The organism is Pseudoalteromonas sp. MT33b (genome assembly GCF_014117385.1).
Taxonomy (GTDB): domain Bacteria; phylum Pseudomonadota; class Gammaproteobacteria; order Enterobacterales; family Alteromonadaceae; genus Pseudoalteromonas; species Pseudoalteromonas lipolytica.
Map to the genome: position 1 here is coordinate 684704 of NZ_CP059831.1, position 20665 is coordinate 705368.

The 20665-nt window shown below is 41.7% G+C and carries 14 protein-coding genes; 13 read left to right on the forward strand and 1 reads right to left on the reverse strand.

Annotated elements, in window-relative coordinates; translation table 11 throughout:
* Positions 1 to 423 precede the first annotated feature (423 nt).
* On the forward strand, positions 424 to 3066 hold the full coding sequence (locus H3302_RS03275; RefSeq protein WP_182396140.1) for a DUF2339 domain-containing protein: 2643 nt from the start codon (positions 424 to 426) through the stop codon (positions 3064 to 3066).
* A gap of 12 nt (positions 3067 to 3078) precedes the next feature.
* Here H3302_RS03275 and H3302_RS03280 read toward each other — a convergent pair whose 3' ends face one another.
* Positions 3079 to 6519: a PAS-domain containing protein gene (locus H3302_RS03280; protein WP_180311374.1), complete on the reverse strand. Its 3441-nt coding sequence runs from the start codon at positions 6517 to 6519 to the stop codon at positions 3079 to 3081.
* 385 nt (positions 6520 to 6904) lie between these two features.
* Here H3302_RS03280 and H3302_RS03285 point away from each other — a divergent pair, with 385 nt between their 5' ends.
* The 12 genes from H3302_RS03285 to H3302_RS03340 all read left to right on the forward strand — a co-directional run bounded on the left by H3302_RS03285 (position 6905) and on the right by H3302_RS03340 (position 20623).
* Positions 6905 to 7168 (forward strand): DUF4212 domain-containing protein, encoded by a 264-nt coding sequence (locus tag H3302_RS03285; RefSeq protein ID WP_036970763.1) that lies wholly within the window; start codon positions 6905 to 6907, stop codon positions 7166 to 7168.
* Positions 7169 to 7178: 10 nt separating this feature from the next.
* Complete coding sequence (locus tag H3302_RS03290; protein ID WP_036970761.1) at positions 7179 to 8903, forward strand: sodium:solute symporter family protein; 1725 nt, start codon at positions 7179 to 7181, stop codon at positions 8901 to 8903.
* Positions 8904 to 9023: 120 nt separating this feature from the next.
* Positions 9024 to 10862, forward strand: a complete 1839-nt coding sequence (locus H3302_RS03295) for a DUF294 nucleotidyltransferase-like domain-containing protein (protein ID WP_180311375.1) — start codon at positions 9024 to 9026, stop codon at positions 10860 to 10862.
* Positions 10863 to 10871: 9 nt separating this feature from the next.
* Entirely contained in the window at positions 10872 to 11495 is a 624-nt protein-coding gene (locus H3302_RS03300) for a 3'-5' exonuclease (RefSeq protein ID WP_180311376.1), read from the forward strand.
* Between the two features lie 43 nt (positions 11496 to 11538).
* Positions 11539 to 12000, forward strand: coding sequence for an isoprenylcysteine carboxylmethyltransferase family protein (locus H3302_RS03305; RefSeq protein ID WP_182396141.1), 462 nt, complete (start codon positions 11539 to 11541; stop codon positions 11998 to 12000).
* A 499-nt stretch (positions 12001 to 12499) separates the two neighbouring features.
* Positions 12500 to 13516 (forward strand): erythrose-4-phosphate dehydrogenase, encoded by a 1017-nt coding sequence (gene epd, locus H3302_RS03310; protein WP_118844029.1) that lies wholly within the window; start codon positions 12500 to 12502, stop codon positions 13514 to 13516.
* A gap of 41 nt (positions 13517 to 13557) precedes the next feature.
* Positions 13558 to 14733 (forward strand): phosphoglycerate kinase, encoded by a 1176-nt coding sequence (locus H3302_RS03315; protein ID WP_036970748.1) that lies wholly within the window; start codon positions 13558 to 13560, stop codon positions 14731 to 14733.
* A 193-nt stretch (positions 14734 to 14926) separates the two neighbouring features.
* Positions 14927 to 15991, forward strand: coding sequence for a class II fructose-bisphosphate aldolase (gene fba / locus H3302_RS03320; protein WP_036970746.1), 1065 nt, complete (start codon positions 14927 to 14929; stop codon positions 15989 to 15991).
* Between the two features lie 398 nt (positions 15992 to 16389).
* On the forward strand, positions 16390 to 17340 hold the full coding sequence (locus tag H3302_RS03325; RefSeq protein ID WP_075593156.1) for a porin: 951 nt from the start codon (positions 16390 to 16392) through the stop codon (positions 17338 to 17340).
* Between the two features lie 147 nt (positions 17341 to 17487).
* A complete protein-coding gene (phoB, locus tag H3302_RS03330) occupies positions 17488 to 18177 on the forward strand; it encodes a phosphate regulon transcriptional regulator PhoB (RefSeq protein ID WP_036970740.1) in 690 nt (229 codons plus the stop codon).
* A 54-nt stretch (positions 18178 to 18231) separates the two neighbouring features.
* Positions 18232 to 19563 carry a phosphate regulon sensor histidine kinase PhoR gene (gene phoR / locus H3302_RS03335; RefSeq protein ID WP_182396142.1) on the forward strand — a complete coding sequence of 444 codons (1332 nt, stop codon included), beginning with the start codon at positions 18232 to 18234 and terminating at the stop codon, positions 19561 to 19563.
* Between the two features lie 91 nt (positions 19564 to 19654).
* A complete protein-coding gene (locus tag H3302_RS03340) occupies positions 19655 to 20623 on the forward strand; it encodes a PstS family phosphate ABC transporter substrate-binding protein (RefSeq protein WP_036970734.1) in 969 nt (322 codons plus the stop codon).
* Positions 20624 to 20665 lie beyond the last annotated feature (42 nt).

The following is a 20665-nucleotide window of genomic DNA, read 5'->3' on the forward strand; positions in this document are numbered from 1 at the left end:
TATTTGCTAATTTTTTAGCGCTGCATAGCGCAATTTCGACTATCTAATAATTAATTTTAAACAGACTGGTCTGGCTTTATAACAGTCAAAGCGCTGAAACTGTTGATATTACATGTAATGGTGTTGAGGTTTAACCCGATGAGCCAACAACACCTTGTTGTGAATGAAGTGCACGCATCTTATGTGATACGTGAACACACCCGACAGAGCGTCGTTTTTAAGCAACGTAACTCGGTGAGGGTGAAAATAGCGAGGATAGAGCATGATGCTATAACTTAAACTATAAAATGATGTTTGAGCGAATGGGAGCTGACCCTCGCTAATAAAAAATACGCGAAACGACCATCGCTTTACTCTTACTAAGTGTTTGTTGTATAAACAATGAACGCTTTTATGTTGTTAAAGCAGAGACAAGGATTGGGTATGGATGAAGGTATTGCGTTATTAATATTGCTTGTTTTAGTGGTATTCGGCGGTTCTGTTGCAGGAATAATTGCTTTATTTCAGCTGTCTGTTTTAAAAAAAGAAGTCGCGTTATTAAGAGAGAAGCTTGCTGATCCAAGGCCCGATAAGCCGCAAACGGATACTGAATTTCAACAGCATGTACCAAGAACCTCATCACAATCAACAAACACAGCTTCGCATTCAACAATAACAGCAACGATTGATTCGTTGCACGTTGAGCCAATGCTCTCTGCAGCAAGGCAGCCTCAGGGGTCGTCTCATGAGCCAATGCTTACCCAAGGGAAAGCCGCTCCGTTTGAGTTTATCACTTCTCTTATTACAGTGTTTAAAACTAATTGGCTGACCTGGGTTGGGGCTATTGCACTTGCTTTTGGCGGAATCTTTTTAGCCCGTTATTCGCTAGAAGCAGGGCTCTTGTCAGAAACGATGCGATTAACTTTAGGCGCTGTTTTTGGGGTAAGTTTAATTGTGGCAGCAGAGTACTTGCACCGTAAAGGAATAGTGTTTGAAGGCTTTAATAACTATATACCGGCAGCGCTTGCCAGTGGCGGCTTTATCAGTTGTTTTGCTTTAACATTACTTGCTTATACCCACTATGCATTATTAGCGCCTTTGCCTGCCTTCACTATTTTGACATTGGTGTCGTTGGCTGCCAGTTGGATGGCATTGCGCTTTGGTCCTCTGCTTGCGGCTATTGGTATTATTGGTGCTTACAGTGTGCCGGTCTGGGTGAATACAGGGAGTAACGACTTTGTTGGTTTGTTGACCTATGTTGGCTTTGTGAGTGTTTCGGCCTCTTTGGTGGCTCATTATGTGAAACGTCAGTGGCTTTGGTATTTGCTCTGGACTGGACACCTTGGTTGGTATTGGTTAGTGGCAGTAAGCGCTTCACATAATATTCTGTGGTTTATTAACGTATACGCTGTGTTCAGTATCTTTCTACTGATTGCGATTGTGCGTTTGGGTCTCAAGTTTAGTCAAATAGAACACCGCCCTCAGCGTTTCATAAAGCAGCTTAAGCAACTACCCGATAATCCATTGCTTATAGCGATTTTAGCGCCGCTTGGTTTTTTGATGTTTAGCAATAATGCGTTACTCACTTGGCAACTTAGTAGTCTGTTAATGGTCAGTGTGCTGTTGTTTTTAGTGCTTAAAAACAGCGCGTGGGATAGTTGGTTAGCGATTGCAGTTGGCTGTGTTGTGCTGTTATTAATTAGCCAGCGTAATAGCGTTGATTTTAACGAGCAGCTTTTTGTGTTTAGGCAAAACTACGGAGTCGGGCTGTTTTTTATCGCGCTGTTTATTAGTTATGGTTTGCTGTTCGCACGCAAATATCCACAGCGGTTAGGATTCTCGCTGATAGCTTCGCTGTCGAGCTTTGTGATTATTGGTTGCTTGTATGCTATTACGCCAAATTATGCGCTTACAGATGCTTATCCGCTCTGGTGTACGGTGTTATTGGGGGTCAGTGCACTGTTATTTAAATTAGCGGTGCGTAACAAGCAGCCCTTACAGGTTTTTTGTTTTTGGTTAGGTGGCAATGGCAACATCAGCTTAGCGCTCACAATGTTGCTTGAAGGAAGTAGTTTGACGCTTGCATTAGCTATGCAGGTTGTATTAATTAGCTTTTATATTAATAAGCATGCACTGCGTTTACCAATGTGGCCATTAAAAGCGTTAATAGCGTGTTTGTTGGTACGCTTAAGCTTAGCACCTTGGACACCAAGTTACAGTGATGCAGTATTGCTTGGCGTTCATTGGAGTATTGTTGTCTATCCTTTGTGTGCTGGGTTATTTTATTGGGCCGCAAGGTTTTGGCAACAGCAGCCATTGAGGGTTTGGTTAGAAGGCGCAGGCTTACACTGTATTGCTTTATTTGTTACCACAGAGACCAGTTATCAATTGGTTGGGCATTATCCTGACTTTAATAACCTGTCAGTGTACGAGCACATCTTGCTTACGTGTAATTGGGGGGTATTAGGGTGTGTATATTTACTGCGTGCTCGGTATACGCAGCAAATGGTAAAACTTTACCAACTAGCGGGGTTAGGATTACTGGCACTTGCAGGGGTGCTCGCTGCTACTTTATTCATGGAGTTAAATCCTTTCTTTGCACAGATACGCATTGGTCAAATGCCTGTTTTTAACTGGTTACTACTTGTGTGGTTAGTGCCGGCATTAATATGTGTATGGGCAGGTCAATTAACTAGGTCTATTAATTCCCGTTTACTGAAGCCATTTTATATTTTAGCGGGTGCTTTCACCGCACTGTATATTAATGCAGAAATACGCCATAACTGGCAAGGTGAGTTTATTAACTTAGCGCAGCCTACCTCAGATGCTGAGCTTTATAGCTATTCATTAGTGTGGTTGATCATAGGTGCTTTAGTGGTAGTGATGGGTCATTTAAAGTCATTGGCTACGGTGCAAAAGCTAGGGCTTGGTTTATTAGCGCTGGTGGTATTAAAGGTATTTTTGATTGATATGGCAAATTTAACAGGGCTGTTAAGAGCCGTCTCGTTTATAGGGCTGGGATTATCTTTAGTGGCACTGAGCTGGTTATTTCAAAAGTTTAAGGCAAAGCCCGTTGCTTTGCCTTAATAATGGGGTCATTTAAGTGCTGTGATTAAGCAGCGCTTTTAATTTTGCCGGTTTCACCGGTTTGCTCAAGTAGTGAATATTATCGGCTTTGGTTTGCTGTTTTAGGGCTTCGTCACGCACTGCGGTAATTAAAATGGCAGGAACAGGGCTTTGCCAAATCTCTCGAAGTGTTTTTATTAAGGTAATGCCGTCGCAATCATGGCCAAGCTGATAATCCATTAGAATCACGTCGGGGGCGCGATGTTCTTTGGCATACGCAAGTACGGTGTCGACATTTTCAAATAGCTTATAATTTGCTTGCCATTTTTGTAATAAACTTGCCATTGCATGCAGGTTTTCGGGGTCATCATCAACAGCCACAATATTCATGGCTGTACGATTCTCAACGCCTTTTTTCGGTGTCTCTTTTTGTTGTATAAATTGACTGTCTCCGTAGGGCACTTCAATACTAAAGCGACTTCCTTTGCCGGGTGTTGAGCTTACATCGAGACGCAAAGACAAAAGGTCGACCATTCTTTTTACGACCCCAAGACCTAGGCCTACACCTTTATTATCGCCCGCTTCAATGCGGTAAAAGTCATTAAAGATTTTCGCTTGTTCTAGCTCTGAAATGCCAGGGCCGGTATCCCATACCTCGATTCTTAAATGATGTTTTCGTTTGCGACACGCAATCAAAACTTGGCCGCTATTAGTGTATTTAACAGCATTTGAAACAAGATTTTGAACAATACGACGTAAGTAAGTGATGTCGCTATGTACAATAACACCGGTTGATCGCACTTTAAGCTTAAGACCTTTTTCGCTTGACATGATGGCGTATTCATTTTTCAACGGGGCTAAAATGTCATCAATGCTAAAGTGGCGAGGTGTTGGGGTCATTGCGCCTTGTTCTAACTTGGCTATTTCAAGCAGTGCCGACATTAAGTGGACAGTTGAATCGAGGCTTGCCCCCAGTTTTTCAAAGTTATTTAAATTGTTACTTGAAAGCGTCTTATCATCAATTGCCGCCAAGTACAGGCGGGCAGCATTTAGCGGTTGAAGTATGTCGTGACTTGCGAGTGCTAAAAATCGGGTTTTACTGTCGTTAGCTTGCTCGGCCTCTTTTTTAGCTAAAGTAAGTGCTTGCTCAGTTTGTACACGACTGTCTATTTGTGCTTGTAGATCTCTATTGATTGTTCGGATTTCTTGCGTGCGTGCTTCAATCCGATTTTCAAGATCCATATTCACTTCTTCAAGGGCATTTTGTGTTTCGATATGCGCTGTAATATCAGAGAAACTGGTCACAAAGCCGCCATCAGGTAATGGGTTACCTATCATTTCAAATACTTGGCCATTTCGGCGATGACGAATAAAGTGATGTGGACTGCCATTTTTAAGGTGTTGTACACGTTTTTCTACGTGTCGCTCTATTTCACCGGGGCCGCATTCACCGCGTTCGGCGTTGTAGCGAATCACTTCTTCAATGGCTTGACCCACCTCTAAGAACCCTTCGGGGTAGTTAAACATTTCGGCATAACGCTTGTTCCACGCGACTAAATTGAGTTCTTTGTCGACAACCGAAATACCATGGCTGAGGTTTTCAAGTGATGTGAATAATAAGTTTTGATTAAATTGCAGAGCTTGTGTTGTTTCGTCAAAGAAGTTTACCACTTCTTCAAAGGCCATTCGTTTACCAGAAGCGACAGTATGAATAAGCGCTTGCGCCGATGACGCGCCCAATACACCCGTTAAAGCGCGTTCGCAATAGGCGATAAATTCAGGGGCAGGGTGGGCATTATTATCATCTAGCTTGTGCGTTAAAGCGAAATGCGCCAGTACTTGCTGACTGCGTTGAATACCTAAAAAGGTCTGTAGCAGTACTTTAAAGTCGTACACAGTGGCCTTTACATTTTTATTTAAACGCCGTGCAAACACCGCTTGTTCTTTGGGGTTAACAAATGCAGCCGCTTGAATTTTATCAATTAAACGCTCATCAGCCCCTAACGAGAAACTTATATAGCAACCAATATTGGCAAACAACGCAATGAGTGTTCCGCGCGTAATAAGGGTTTGTTGTAGTTCTGCATTTAGGCTATTACCGGCATCTAAAATCGGTAACATGAGGAATAACACCCAACATATAAAGCCTGCAAGTAACCCTGCATATACCCCGTAAGCATGACCTTTACGCCAATATAAGCCACCGACAATGGCAGGGAGTAGTTGAGATACAAGCGAAAATGCAACTAAGCCCATACTGGCGAGGGCTTTGCCATGGCCAAACCATTGTTGATAAAAATAAGACAGGATCAGAATACCGGCAATAGTAAAACGTCTCACCAGTAATATTTGTGATTTGTAGCTACTGGTGATGAGGTTACGTTTAAATTTGCGACGCAACATTAATGGCAGCACCACATCATTTGAGATCATAGTACTGAGTGTGAGTGTCGCGACGACAATCATCGCGGTGGCTGCCGATAATCCACCGATAAATACAAAGGTGGTTAAAAATGCATTTTCGTGCATTAAAGGCAGGGCTAACACAAAGCTGTCGGGTGAAAAACCACTGCCGATACCAGGGTGGATTGCTGCTGTGGCAATAGGGAAAATCATTGCAGCAGTAAGCAATAAATAAAGCGGAAAAGCCCAGCGGGCGGTATAAAGATGGCGTTTATCTTGGTTATCAACAACGGTTACATGGAATTGTCTTGGTAAACAGATTATTGCCGCCGCGGCCATTAACGATTGACCGATAAAATTAAAGCTAAAAAAGTCAAAATTATGCCAGTGCTGCCACAGTGACCCAGTTAACTGCTCGCTTTGTACGCTGTTTAAGTTAAATAACGTGTATAAGGCAAGCCCAGCCACTGCAGCTAAAGCTAATAGTTTCACCATCGATTCGAACGCAACAGCCAGCATTAACCCAGAGCGATATTCAGTAACATCGACCTTACGGGTCCCAAAAAATATTGCAAACATGGCCATAATTAGCGTCGCTGACAACGCTAACATTGACCCTGAGATACGGTTGTCGTTTTGTAATAATAAAAAGCTACTACTAAGGGCTTTTAATTGCAGCGCGATATAAGGAATGGTCGCCAACAGTGCAATAACTGTGACCATGATTGCTGTTGTTTGTCTTTTTCCATACCGAGCAGAAATAAAATCGGCAATGGTCGTAATATTTTGTTTTTTACTAACAAGTACCAGTTTTCGTAAAAAGCCTTGGCCAAAGAAAAATAACAGCGCAGGACCAATTAAAATAGGAAGGTAATTCCAACTGCTGGTGGCGGCAGTACCGACTGAGCCATAGTAAGTCCACGATGTACAGTAAATCCCTAATGAAAACGAATAAACAAAAGGGTGATGGCTAATGCGTTTAGCCAGAGGCGTGGTTTTATCCCCCCAGTTTGCTAACCAAAACAATACACCAATGTAGGCAAGAGCAACAAAAATAAGCGCAGCAGTCATGTTCAAATTCAGTCATTATTGTAATACCACTACCTTACCAGAATTAAAGCTGATTTCGATGTGTTGATTTTGATTTGTTAAAAATCAATTTTTACAAGTTTATGATATTTAATGCTTAATTTTATTTTGGCCTTTTTATTAGACTAATGTCGCAGATCATTCGTTTTTACTATTTTGGTTATTTCTCTCATTTATATTCATAGGTTAACTTATTGTTAAATATGGTTTTTTACCATTGATTAACAAAAGGTGTTTTACAGTTTACGTAAACGTAAACTGACTGTTACGACTATGGTCTCAATTCCATAATGCCGAACCGTTGCTAACTTAGTTAATGACAACTAATACCACTCATTACTTTTAAGTAATGCATAAGGGGATAAAAATGGCTTTTAAAGACGAAGAACAAGCAAAAGCTTACTGGGCGGAAAACATTTCGCTGCTATTCAAACTGTTAGCAGTGTGGTTTATCGTTTCATTTGGTTTTGGCATTTTATTGGTAGATGTACTGAATGAAGTACGTTTTTTTGGGTTTAAACTCGGCTTCTGGTTCTCCCAGCAAGGCGCAATTTACACCTTTGTAGCTTTGATTTTTGTGTACGTTTTCAAAATGAATACGTTAGATAAAAAATATGGCGTAGACGAATAGGAGCTAAGCAATGGATGTTCAAACACTCACGTTTATTATCGTCGGTTTAAGCTTCGCGCTTTATATCGGCATCGCAATTTGGGCTCGTGCAGGGTCTACTAATGAATTCTATGTTGCAGGTGGTGGCGTTCCTCCTCTTGCAAATGGTATGGCAACAGCAGCTGACTGGATGAGTGCAGCATCGTTTATCTCAATGGCGGGTATTATCTCGTTTGCGGGTTACGATGGGGGTGTTTACCTCATGGGCTGGACGGGTGGTTACGTATTACTGGCGCTGTGTTTAGCACCTTACTTACGTAAGTTTGGTAAGTTCACCGTCCCTGATTTCATTGGTGACCGTTATTACTCACAAACAGCACGTGTGGTTGCAATTTTATGTGCAATCTTTATCTGTTTCACGTACATCGCGGGTCAAATGCGGGGTGTTGGTGTTGTATTCTCTCGCTTCTTAGAAGTGGATATTGAGACCGGTGTTTACATTGGTATGGTGATTGTATTCTTCTATGCTGTTCTTGGCGGCATGAAGGGCATTACTTACACGCAAGTTGCGCAATACTGCGTACTGGTATTTGCTTACCTTGTTCCAGCAATCTTCATTTCAATGATGATGACAGGTCACTTTTTCCCACAAACTGGTTTTGGTGCCACGCTTGCAGATGGTTCTGGCCAGTACGTGCTTGATAAATTAGATGGACTGAGTACCGAACTCGGTTTTGCGCAGTACACCGAAGGCTCTAAGAGTATGATCGATGTATTCGCAATCACGGGTGCGCTTATGGTGGGTACTGCGGGTCTACCTCATGTTATCGTACGTTTCTTCACGGTTCCACGTGTTAAAGACACGCGTATCTCTGCGGCATGGACATTAGTATTTATTGCTATCGTTTATACAACTGCACCTGCTGTTGCGTCGTTTGCACGTGTAAACATGATTGATACTATTAACGGTAAAGATGGTAACGGTACAGAGTATGCTGAAGCACCTGCATGGGTTAAAAATTGGGAAAGAACAGGCCTAATCACTTTTAACGATAAAAACGGTGATGGCAAAATGTTCTACTCAGCTGGCAAGATTGATGATCCAAATAGCGCCAATGAAGTGAATGTTGACCGCGACATCATGGTACTTGCTAACCCAGAGATTGCCGACTTACCAGCATGGGTAGTAGCCCTTGTTGCAGCAGGTGGTATTGCGGCAGCACTGTCAACCACCGCGGGTTTGTTATTGGTTATTTCGACCTCGGTATCGCATGACTTGTTAAAACGTACCTTGAAACCAGATATTAGTGATAAGCAAGAACTACTTGCAGCGCGACTTGCTGCGATGGTCGCCATTGTTATCTCAGCGTACTTTGGTATTAACCCGCCTGGATTCGTAGCGTCGGTGGTGGCATTTGCATTCGGTTTAGCGGCTGCAAGTTTCTTCCCGGCGATTATCATGGGTATCTTCTCTAAGAAGATGAACAAAGAAGGTGCGATCGCAGGTATGGTTACAGGTATTACATTCACCGCGGCGTACATTATTTACTTCAAGTTTGTTAGCCCTGAATTAAATGGCCCAGCTAACTGGTTATTTGGTATTTCACCTGAGGGGATTGGTTTAGTGGGTATGATTATTAACTTTGCAGTAGCAGGTATCGTACTTAAACTAACAGCTGAAACACCTGTTGAAATTCAAGAAATGGTGGAAGGCATTCGTAACCCTAAAGGGTCAAGTGCAGCGCACGCGCACTAACAAACCGGTACTAAAAGAACACACTTTTGATAAACCCAAAGCCCGACTTAAGTCGGGCTTTTTATTTTTTTAAAACAGGGGTAGTGTAGTTATTAGCCTCACTTAATTTCGAGAATAGCTATGAATGCAGAGCAACAGGAAGTCGCCCAATTTGTAATTAATCAAACACCGTTTAATCAGCTCGATTCGGCGGCAAGCGAGTATTTTGTTAATCACCTCGATATTATTTACCTCACACGAGAAAACCAAAATAAATGGTTATGCTCTGACAATCCGAGATTATTTCTAATTCGCTCAGGAGATTATGACTTAGTCGATGCAAAAGGGGATGTGATCACGAAGCTCTCTGCAGGGGATTATTTTGGCTTTCCCTCTTTGCTAACGGGGGAGGCTATTCAAAATAGTCTCTCGGTGCAAAAAGAAGGCATTGTTTATATGCTGGACCAAGCGTCTTTTGATTATTTACGCCGCGAGTACAAAGTGTTTGAGCAATACTTTGTCCGTGCTCATAAGAATCGTTTGTTGTCATCGCATTATAAGAGTCAAAACGACAGTTGGTCTGAGAAGAAAATAGCAGAGTTAATGAACCGCAAAGCGGTAACTCTTTCGCCTGATGCGAGTATTCGCCAAACAGCCAAAAAAATGAAGCAGCAGGGTGTTTCATCAATAATGTTGACTGAGAACGAGCGCTTAGTAGGGGTGGTTACAGACCGAGATCTTCGTAATCGCGTGCTTGCTGATGAGGTTGACCCACACGAGTCTGTGAGCACGATTATGACTTGTAAGCCAAAGTTTATTTTTGAGAATAATCGGGTGTTCTCAGCGCTGCACTTAATGCTCAAACACAATATTCATCATTTACCTGTGCTCGATGAATATCATAAGCCCTTAGGCATGTTGACCAGTACTGATTTACTGCGTCAGCAAAAAAGCGACCCAGTGCAATTAATTGGGCGCATATATAAAGCCCACTCAGTGGTTGATTTAAAGCGCTATTCGCAAGAGATCCCCAGCTTATTAAAAGGCTTTTCGAATAATATTGATGATATATCGCTTATCGGTAAGTTATTAAGTGGTTTAACCGATGCGTTAACTTCGCGTTTAATTCATTTATTTCAAGAAGATAACGGCGCTGCCCCTAGTCACTTTAGTTTTATTTGTTTTGGCTCACAAGCCCGTGAAGAGCAAACCCTGCATTCTGACCAAGATAATGGTTTACTTTTACCTGATGATTTAACAACAGAGCAGCAAGACTACTTTAAACGTATGGGGGAGTTTGTGTGTGAGCAGTTGGTTGAATGCGGTATTAAACGTTGTCCAGGTAACATTATGGCCAGTAATGCACAGTGTCGAATGGGCATCAGTGAGTGGTGTGAACGCTTTTATAAATGGATTACATCGCCGACTCCAGAAGCCATGTTAAATTGTAAAATCTACTTTGATTTACGCTTTATTGAGGGCTCAACGTCACTGTACACGCGCTTTTATGAGCAATTAAAACGTATCTCTAAAAATGATTTATTTTATGCTGCTATGGCGAGTGATATTAAAAATACTCATGTGCCCATTGGGTTATTTAACCAATTTAAATTAGAAAAAGATGCGAAACAGCACAAGTACCTTGATTTAAAAAAACGCGGCGTGGTGATTATTAACGATATAGTGCGTTTGTATTCACTCAAAGCGGGTATTCAGCGGGCGAATACCCAAGAGCGTTTGGATGCACTGCTGAAGTATTCTTTACTTAATAAAGACGATGTTTATAACTTAAAAGATTGTTGGCGTTTCTTAACGCAACTGCGCTTACGCACACAAATAAATGAAGAAGGCTTACCGAGCAATTGTATTAACCCCAATACCTTGAATTCTTTAGAACGCCATCAATTAAAAGAAGCCTTTTATTTAGTTAAACAAGCTCAGCAAGCCGCCGCTTTTAAGTTTGCGCGTGGCAGCTTATGAGGATAACTGATGGTTAAACGTTGGCTCAGTCGTTATGTGGCTCGCAAACAATTATTGGCAGCTGATGCCTATAAAGAACGTTACGTTGTGATAGATATGGAACTAACGGGGCTTGATCCCCGCCAACATGAAATTGTCTCGGTGGCATGGGTGATGATAGAAGACCAGTGCATTAAAATGAGTGGGGCACAGCACATAATTAATAAAGACGTACAGAGCCTAGAGCAAAGCCCTATTTATCACGGCATTGCCAAGCAAGATATCGATAGCGGTGAAAGCCTTGAAGCAATTCTTGCTAAGCTTCACCAACACGTTGATGACTGTATTTTAGTTTTTCATAACGCGACGCTTGATTGGGGGTTTTTAAAACAAGCGTGCCGTAAACTAGGCTTAGAAGCTAAAGCGCGGTTAATTCTTGATACGTTCGTTATTGAAAAAAAGCGTCTCCATCAGCAAGGCCATGAAATAGGCCACGATGACCTAACATTAAGCGAGTGCCGTAAACGCTATGGCTTACCTCATTACAGTTCTCACCATGCTTTAACCGATGCCATGGCCACCGCCGAGCTTTTTTTAGCGCAGTGTCATCAAATCAGTCGGGGTAAAGCCTTAAAAGTGGGGGAGTTACTGTAATGTGTTATGCTCATCGCAAAGTTAGACAACAAACGGAATTGATATGAATAAATTAGAGTTAACAGTGCCGCCAATTATTCAAGTCGTGATATTAGCTGCCATAATGTGGGTGTTAGCTGACGTGTTGGCACCTTTTAGTATGACGCTTGCCGTTTTGTTACCTGTGGCAGTGATCACCGCATTAATAGGGGTCGCTTTCTCTTTATTGGGTGTTTATGAGTTTCGCTCTGCTGGCACGACGGTCGATCCGAGATTGCCTGAGGAGTCGGCAAGCCTTGTCACTCATGGAGTCTATAAAGTTAGTCGAAACCCGATGTATGTCGGTTTTTTACTTATATTAATCGGGTGGGGTATTTATTTGGGAAATATCGTAAATATTATGCTGCCTGTGGTGTTTGTCCTTTACATGAATCGATTTCAAATAGTGCCTGAAGAGAGGTACATGCAGCAAAAGTTTGGGCATGAATATAGTGAATATAAAAAAGCAGTTCGTCGATGGATATAACAATCAAAGCTGAATAAGACTAGGGACTGCTGAAGACGGTATTTTTCAATTATCGCCACCACGACTTTACACCACTTTATTTAAGCGCACCCTCTTATAAAAAAGTGTAAGGTCGATTACCAAAACCAGGGTCATCTAAAACACCTAAACCCACTTTATTTTATCTTGCCCTTTTATAAAAAAGTGTAAGGTCGATTACCAAAACCAGCGTCATCTAAAACACCTAAAACCACTTTATTTAAGCGCACCCTCTTATAAAAAAGTGTAAGGTCGATTACCAAAACCAACGTCATCTAAAACACCTAAAACCACTTTATTTAAGCGCACCCTCTTATAAAAAAGTGTAAGGTCGATTACCAAAACCAGCGTCATCTAAAACACCTAAAACCACTTTATTTTAGCTTGCCCTCTTATAAAAAAGTGTAAGGTCGATTACAATACCGTCATCTAAAAGGCAGCTGTCTTTATCTGCAAGCAAATAGAGTGGATTTTCTTCTTCATGGCAATCAAACTTGCAATCAATGGTTTTGGTCGTATTGGGCGTAATATTGTCCGAGCCCTTTATGAATCAGGGCTTGAAGATCAAATCAAAATTGTCGCTATTAACGAATTAGCTGACCCTAAGGGCATTGCCCATCTCCTTAAGTACGATACATCCCACGGTCGTTTTTCGTTTCCTGTTAATTTAGGTGAAGATACGCTAACAGTCGCAGGTGACTCTATTGCGCTATTTGCCGAAGAGAATCCGGCAGAATTGCCCTGGCAAACCCTTGATGTCGATGTTGTACTTGAATGCACGGGTGTTTATCACTCGCGTGAACATGCTAAGTTACATTTAAATGCAGGGGCTAAAAAAGTACTTTTTTCGCAACCTGCAGATGCCGACGTTGATGCAACCATTGTGTATGGTATCAACGACGATGAATTAAAAGCAGCGCATACAATTGTTTCTAATGGCTCATGTACAACTAACTGTATTGTGCCTGTGATTAAAGTATTAGATGATGCATTTTCTATTGAATCTGGGGCAATCACGACAATTCATGCCTCGATGCATGATCAACAAGTGATCGACGCTTATCATCATGATTTACGTCGTACCCGTGCGGCAAGCCAGTCTATTATTCCTGTAGATACAAAACTTGCCCGTGGTATCGAACGTATTTTACCTAAGTTTCATGGCCGCTTTGAAGCCATTGCCGTGCGTGTACCGACGATTAACGTCACCGCGATGGACTTAAGCGTCACGGTAAACACTGATGTTGATTTAGGCGACGTTAATCAAGCACTTAAGTTAGCAGCAAAAGATCGCCTTGAAGGGATTTTAAGTTACACTGAAGAGCCGCTGGTGTCGGTAGATTTTAATCATGACTCACATTCTTGTATCATAGATGGCACTCAGACACGTGTTAGTCATAAACGACTGATAAAGTTGTTAGTGTGGTGCGATAATGAGTGGGGATTTGCGAATCGTATGCTCGATACAGCGCGTGCGATGATGGCTGTAAGCCAATAACTTATAACTATAATTTAGTATCGTTAACAAAGGAGAAGTCCATGTCGGTCATTAAAATGGCAGATTTAGATTTAAACGGCAAACGCGTGTTAATTCGTGAAGATTTAAATGTGCCTGTAAAAGAAGGTAAAGTGACCTCTGATGCACGTATTCGTGCAGCATTACCTACTATTAAATTAGCGTTAGAAAAAGGCGCAAAAGTAATGGTGATGTCACACCTTGGCCGCCCTACGGAAGGGGAATATGATGAAGCGTTTTCACTCGCCCCTGTCGTTAATTATTTAAATGATGCGCTTGAGCAAACGGTTCGTCTTGAAAAAGATTACCTAGATGGCGTTGACGTGGCAGATAATGAAGTGGTTGTTTTTGAAAACGTACGTTTTAACGTAGGTGAAAAGAAAAATGATGAAGCATTATCTAAAAAGCTAGCTGCATTATGTGATGTTTACGTGATGGATGCATTTGGTACGGCTCACCGTGCACAAGCATCAACGCACGGTGTTGGTTTATTTGCCGATGTAGCGTGTGCAGGCCCACTTTTAGCCGCAGAGCTAGACGCTTTGGGTAAAGCGCTTGATAACCCTGCGCGTCCTTTAGTGGCTATCGTTGGTGGCTCTAAAGTGTCGACTAAGTTAACCGTACTTGATTCACTATCAACAGTGGTTGATCAACTTGTTACGGGTGGAGGTATTGCAAATACTTTCATCGCAGCAGCTGGTCACCCTGTAGGCAAGTCTTTATTTGAAGCTGACTTAATTGACGAAGCAAATAAATTAAGTGCCGCTGCAAAAGCAAATAATGGTGAAATTCCAGTGCCAACTGATGTTGTTGTTGGTAATGAGTTCTCAGAATCGGCTGTTGCGACATTGAAAGATGTGAATGAAGTAACCGATGAAGATATGATTTTCGATATTGGCCCAGATACAGCGAAACAGCTTGCAGATATTATTGCAAAAGCAGGCACGGTTGTGTGGAATGGTCCAGTTGGCGTATTTGAATTTGACCAATTTGGTAATGGCACGCGTGCGATTGCTGAAGCTATCGCAAATTCAAGCGCATTCTCAATTGCGGGCGGCGGTGATACGCTTGCTGCGATTGATAAATACGGTATTGCCGATAAAGTGTCTTACATTTCAACAGGTGGTGGTGCTTTCCTTGAATTTTTAGAAGGGAAAAAATTACCAGCAGTTGCTATGCTAGAAGAGCGTGCTAAGTAATTAGTACGAACACCAGCGTGGTTATTTAATTACGCTGGTTTGGCTGTTTATAAAATACCTCTCACCCTTATTTTATAGACAGTTTTTGCGGTAAGCGATGGCTTCTCGTGATGCAGTGATGCATCAAAAAATAATTTATCCGTTCAAACTAGATGGTAGGAAACTACTGTCGATACAATTTGGAGAATACCAAATGGCTTTAATCAGTATGCGACAACTTCTTGATCATGCAGCTGAACATGGTTATGGCGTACCAGCGTTTAACGTTAATAACCAAGAGCAAATGCGTGCAATTATGGAAGCAGCTGACAAAACTAATAGCCCAGTAATCGTACAAGGCTCAGCTGGCGCACGTGCATATGCTGGTGCCCCTTTTATTCGTCATATGATTTTAGCAGCTGTTGAAGAATGGCCACATATCCCTGTCGTTATGCACCAAGACCACGGTACGTCACCTGGTGTGTGTCAACGTTCTATTCAATTAGGCTTTTCATCAGTCATGATGGATGGTTCATTGATGTCTGATGGTAAAACACCTTCAAGCTATGAGTACAACGTAGAAGTTACTCGTCAAACAGTTGAAATGGCGCACGCGTGTGGCGTATCAGTTGAAGGCGAGCTAGGTGTACTCGGTTCTCTTGAAACTGGTGAAGCGGGTGAAGAAGATGGCGTAGGCGCAGAAGGCAAGCTTACAACAGATCAAATGCTTACAGATCCTGAAGAAGCGGCTGACTTCGTTCGTAAAACTCACGTTGATGCACTGGCAATTGCGTGTGGTACATCACATGGTGCATACAAGTTCACGCGTCCACCAACAGACGATATTTTAGCGATTGATCGCATCAAAGAAATTCACGCGCGTATTCCTAACACACACTTAGTTATGCATGGTTCGTCTTCAGTGCCGCAAGAATGGTTAGAAGTAATTAACCAATACGGTGGTGAGATCCCTGAAACTTATGGTGTGCCAGTTGAGCAGATCATCGAAGGTATCAAGTATGGCGTGCGTAAAGTGAATATCGATACCGATTTACGTTTAGCATCAACAGGTGCCATTCGTCGTCACCTTGCACTAAACCCTGCGAATTTCGATCCGCGTAAATATTTAGCTGAAGCAACGAAAGCGATGACAGAAATTTGTGTTGCTCGCTATGAAGCATTTGGCACAGCAGGTCAAGCAGGTAAGATCAAACCTATCTCATTAGATGATATGCACCTGAAATACTTATCAGGTGAACTTGATCCTAAAATCAAGTAATTGATACTAATATAAAAAACCGGCTTTAATTGCCGGTTTTTTATTGCCTCGATCTTAACGGATCAGTGTTTTACTTACTGTTTATTTTAAGATCATTGTTTTACTAACCATAAATAGCCCGGATCATTATTTTACTAGTTTTAGGATGATCATTGCCTATTTTTGTTTAACTTTTAAACAAGCGGGTAACGTGTTGAGCATTAAATCAAAGAGTTAGTAGACTAACTTAGTAAGATCATGATCCGAAATAGATCGGCTTGGTAAAAATCTGATCCTGACTCGCCGAAGTTAGTAGATCAGTGATCTGAAATGTTTATCTTAAATATACTGTTTAGAACTTGACCAATATGGCTTTATGTTCGATTTTTAAGTTATTGCTTACATTAAGGATCGCTACCATGAAAAAAACCGCCATTATGTTCTCGAGCTTTGCAATGTGCCTACTTTCTTTTAATAGTGTTGCTGAAGCCGTTGATATATATGGTCGGGCGCATTTAGGGGTTGCCAATAGTGACACCAATGAAGGAAGTAAAACATCAGTTGAAAGCTACAGCTCGCGGATTGGAATTAAAGGCAGCGGTGAAATAAATGAGGGTCTGAAAGCGGTTTATAAGTTTGAGTTTGCTGTAAATGCAGCAGATCAAGATAGCGATGGTAAAACCGAAGAAAATATCTCTGCGCGTAATCAGTATGTCGGTTTACAAGGCAGTTATGGTCAAATTGTTTTAGGCCGTCATGATACTGCCCTTAAAATATCACAAGGCAAGATTGACCAAATGAATGACTTTAATGGGGACGTTAAAGCATTGTTTAATGGTGAAAATCGTTTAGGTGATGTCGTACATTACAGCTCACCAATTGTCGGAAACTTACAATTTGTTGTGACGTATATTGCTGAAGACAATTCAAAGCAAGATGATGAAACAGGCATCTCTGCTGCCTTTATATACGGTGATAGCAAACTTAAAAACACACCTTATTTTGTAAGTGTTGCACATGACAGTCAGGTTGCGGGTTACGACATCACGCGGTTTACTGCACAAAGCAAAATAGGTGATCTTGTGATTGGGGGCATGTATCAACAAAGTGAAAAAGTATCAGGCTCAGATACTGAAGATGGTTTTTTGCTTAGTGCCTCTTATAAAATTGATAAGTATAAGTTACTTGCTCAATATCAAGACTCAGAAGGAGACTTTGGTAAATTAAAAGACTCTGGCACCGGAACATCGGTCGGCGTTGAGAGAAGCCTTTCGAAACAAGCACGTATGTATATGTGGTATACGCAGTTTTCACTCGATAATAAAGCTGATGAAGATCACCTTGCTGTAACATTAAGGTATGACTTTTAAGGTGTAAAAAAGCATATTTAAGCGGAAAACCATTCATTTTTACTGAGTTTTTTTGGTGCTTTTTGAATTACTCGTTAGACTTTCATAAAAATGTCATACTTAGTCATAATAATGAAACCAGTTCGCTAACGAAAGAGATAAATTGGAATGTCACGTAAAGTACTAGTCGTCGATGACGAAGCGCCTATCAGAGAGATGCTGGTTTTTGTTTTAGAGCAAAATGGTTTTCAAGCAATTGAAGCCGAAGATTATGATTCTGCAATTGAGGCAATGGTTGAGCCATACCCCGATATGGTTTTATTAGACTGGATGCTACCCGGTGGAAGCGGAATTCAGATTGCGAAGAAATTTAAGCAAAGCGAATATACACGTCAAATCCCTATTATTATGCTAACAGCCCGCGGTGAAGAAGAAGATAAAGTACGCGGTCTTGAAGTGGGTGCTGATGATTATGTTACTAAACCATTTTCGCCAAAAGAATTAATGGCCCGTATTAAAGCGGTTATCCGCCGTGTATCGCCGACTTCACTCGAAGAGGCTATTGAAGTACATGGTTTGCGCCTTGACCCTATTTCACATCGTGTCACCTCTGAGGGAAGCGAATTAGATATGGGACCTACTGAATTTAGACTACTGCATTTTTTCATGACTCACCCTGAACGTGTTTACAGCCGTGAACAATTACTTGATCATGTATGGGGAACAAACGTTTACGTTGAAGACCGTACTGTTGATGTACATATTCGTCGTTTACGTAAAGCGATAGCACCCCTTGGACATGACAGGCTCGTACAAACTGTGCGTGGTGCAGGTTATCGTTTTTCAAGTAAATTATAAGTGCGTTGGCTGACTATATTCAGCTAATTTACATCCTTAAGGTAAAGTGAGTGTATGTATCGAGTAGTCAATAAACAGGCGTTAGCAAAACGCCTGTTTATGTATTTCTTACCTTTGTTATTAGTTGGCGTGCTTGTAGGTGCGCCATTTTTGCTTTTATTTTTAGGCTCCTTTGCACTACTGATTTGGCATTATCATCAACTCTATCGCCTTAGTGATTGGCTCCTTAATCAGCGTAGCTTCAACCCACCTGAAGGTGAGGGAGCTTGGGAGCAAGTTTTTGAAGGGATCTACCATTTACAGCATCGTAATCGTAAAAAGCGTAATGAACTGGCTGATTTAATTCGCCGTTTTCGTGATGGTGCAGAGGCGGTACCTGATGCGGTTGTGGTGTTGCAAAAAGATCTGAGTATTATTTGGTGTAATCAACTCGCGCTTAAAGTATTGGGCTTACAATGGCCAACGGATCATGGACAGCGACTCGATAACCTTATTCGTGATCCTAAATTTGCTAAATATATGCACCAAGCCAGTTTTGATGAGCCACTGGAGCTGGATGGTGGTCACAGTTATGAACAAATACTCGAATTTAGGGTCATGCCCTATGCAAGCTCGCAGTTAATGATGGTTGTTCGTGATGTCACGCGACTAAAGCAATTAGAGCAAATGCGTAAAGACTTTGTGGCCAATGTATCACACGAATTGAGAACACCACTTACGGTCGTGACTGGTTATTTAGAAATGCTTGATGGCGATAACATGCCACCGCCAAGTATGTGGAATAAAGCGCAAACAACGATGCTCGAACAATGCAAACGCATGGACAGTCTAGTAAACCAACTCTTGTCATTGTCTCGCATTGAAGGCGCTCGCCGTCAAGACAACGACAAGCCTGTGAATGTGCCAAAGTTACTCACCTATATTCACACAGAAGCACAATCGCTGAATCAAGATAAAGGCCATGAGCTTATTTTTAATGTCGATAGCCATTTAGATATTAAAGGTGCTGAGGATGAGTTACGCAGTGCATTTTCTAATTTGGTATTTAACGCCATTCATTACACTAAGCCTGGCGGTAAAATTGTGGTCGATTGGCAGCTTAAAAATAATCAGGCTGCGTTTAGTGTCACTGATAACGGTGATGGTATTGCCAGCGAACATATTAATCGCCTAACAGAGCGTTTTTATCGAGTAGATAAAGCACGTAGTCGCACAACGGGTGGCTCTGGCTTAGGTTTAGCGATAACAAAACATGTACTTACACGTCACGATAGTCATTTGAATATTAAGAGTAAAGTTGGTGAAGGATCGACATTTTCGTTTGCCTTTGGCAGCGATAAAGTCGTTCGCTTACCAGACTCTTTAGAAATTAATGCAAAGTCATAAAACTGTCATTTTAGGGTAATCTAACTGTCATCTAGTGTCTTTAGAGTAGACTGCAGTTAGGAAATGGGACGAACAAATCGGAGTAACCCCTATGAAATTTAAAAATCTCGTTGCCGCAATGGGTGTGGCTGTAACAACATTTGTATCAGCTCAAGCAGCTGCAGTTGATAAAGATATGCCTGAGTACCAAAAAACAAGTGGTATTTCTGGTAACTTTTCATCTGTGGGCTCTGACACACTTGCCAATATGATGACCTTTTGGGCGGAAGAATATAAACGCTTTTACCCAAATGTAAACATCCAAATCCAAGCAGCGGGCTCTTCAACTGCGCCTCCAGCACTGACAGAGGGGACTGCAAACTTCGGCCCTATGAGCCGACGTATGAAGTCTAAAGAAATTGAAGCTTTCGAGAAACGTTATGGTTACAAGCCTACAGAAGTTCGCGTTGCAATTGATGCGCTAGCGGTTTTTGTACATAAAGATAACCCAATCGAAGGTTTACGTATTGACCAAGTGGATGCTATTTTCTCTTCAACTCGCAAGTGTGGTGCTGATGCTCAAGTAAATCGTTGGAGTGATGTAGGCTTAACAGGTGATTGGGCTGCAAAAGATATCCAACTTTATGGTCGTAACTCAGTATCAGGCACCTACGGTTACTTCAAGAAAAAAGCATTGTGTAAAGGTGACTTCCGTAACAATGTAAATGAGCAACCAGGTTCTGCATCGGTTGTTCAGTCAATCTCTTCGTCAGTGAATGCGATTGGTTACTCAGGTATCGGTTATAAGACATCGGGTGTACGTACTGTGCCACTTGCTAAGAAAGGTGATAACTTTGTTGATGCGACATTAGAAAACGTTGCAACGGGCAAATACCCACTTTCTCGTTTCTTATATGTATACGTTAACAAACACCCTAATAAGCCACTTGCACCTATTGATGCAGAGTTCTTAAAAATGGTGTTATCAGTAGATGGTCAAAAAATTGTTGAGAAAGATGGTTATGTGCCGCTTTCAGGCAAGATGGCAATGGCTGAACTTAAAAAGCTAGGTCTTCTGTAACAATCAATACAGACAGTGATAAAAGAACCGCTCAATGAGCGG

What these genes read in the sequence shown, in the direction of transcription:
- H3302_RS03275 (WP_182396140.1), top strand. Translation starts at nt 424, where the DNA reads ATGGATGAAGGTATTGCGTTATTAATATTGCTTGTTTTAGTGGTATTC.
- H3302_RS03280 (WP_180311374.1), bottom strand. Translation starts at nt 6,519, where the DNA reads ATGACTGCTGCGCTTATTTTTGTTGCTCTTGCCTACATTGGTGTATTG.
- H3302_RS03285 (WP_036970763.1), top strand. Translation starts at nt 6,905, where the DNA reads ATGGCTTTTAAAGACGAAGAACAAGCAAAAGCTTACTGGGCGGAAAAC.
- H3302_RS03290 (WP_036970761.1), top strand. Translation starts at nt 7,179, where the DNA reads ATGGATGTTCAAACACTCACGTTTATTATCGTCGGTTTAAGCTTCGCG.
- H3302_RS03295 (WP_180311375.1), top strand. Translation starts at nt 9,024, where the DNA reads ATGAATGCAGAGCAACAGGAAGTCGCCCAATTTGTAATTAATCAAACA.
- H3302_RS03300 (WP_180311376.1), top strand. Translation starts at nt 10,872, where the DNA reads ATGGTTAAACGTTGGCTCAGTCGTTATGTGGCTCGCAAACAATTATTG.
- H3302_RS03305 (WP_182396141.1), top strand. Translation starts at nt 11,539, where the DNA reads ATGAATAAATTAGAGTTAACAGTGCCGCCAATTATTCAAGTCGTGATA.
- epd (WP_118844029.1), top strand. Translation starts at nt 12,500, where the DNA reads ATGGCAATCAAACTTGCAATCAATGGTTTTGGTCGTATTGGGCGTAAT.
- H3302_RS03315 (WP_036970748.1), top strand. Translation starts at nt 13,558, where the DNA reads ATGTCGGTCATTAAAATGGCAGATTTAGATTTAAACGGCAAACGCGTG.
- fba (WP_036970746.1), top strand. Translation starts at nt 14,927, where the DNA reads ATGGCTTTAATCAGTATGCGACAACTTCTTGATCATGCAGCTGAACAT.
- H3302_RS03325 (WP_075593156.1), top strand. Translation starts at nt 16,390, where the DNA reads ATGAAAAAAACCGCCATTATGTTCTCGAGCTTTGCAATGTGCCTACTT.
- phoB (WP_036970740.1), top strand. Translation starts at nt 17,488, where the DNA reads ATGTCACGTAAAGTACTAGTCGTCGATGACGAAGCGCCTATCAGAGAG.
- phoR (WP_182396142.1), top strand. Translation starts at nt 18,232, where the DNA reads ATGTATCGAGTAGTCAATAAACAGGCGTTAGCAAAACGCCTGTTTATG.
- H3302_RS03340 (WP_036970734.1), top strand. Translation starts at nt 19,655, where the DNA reads ATGAAATTTAAAAATCTCGTTGCCGCAATGGGTGTGGCTGTAACAACA.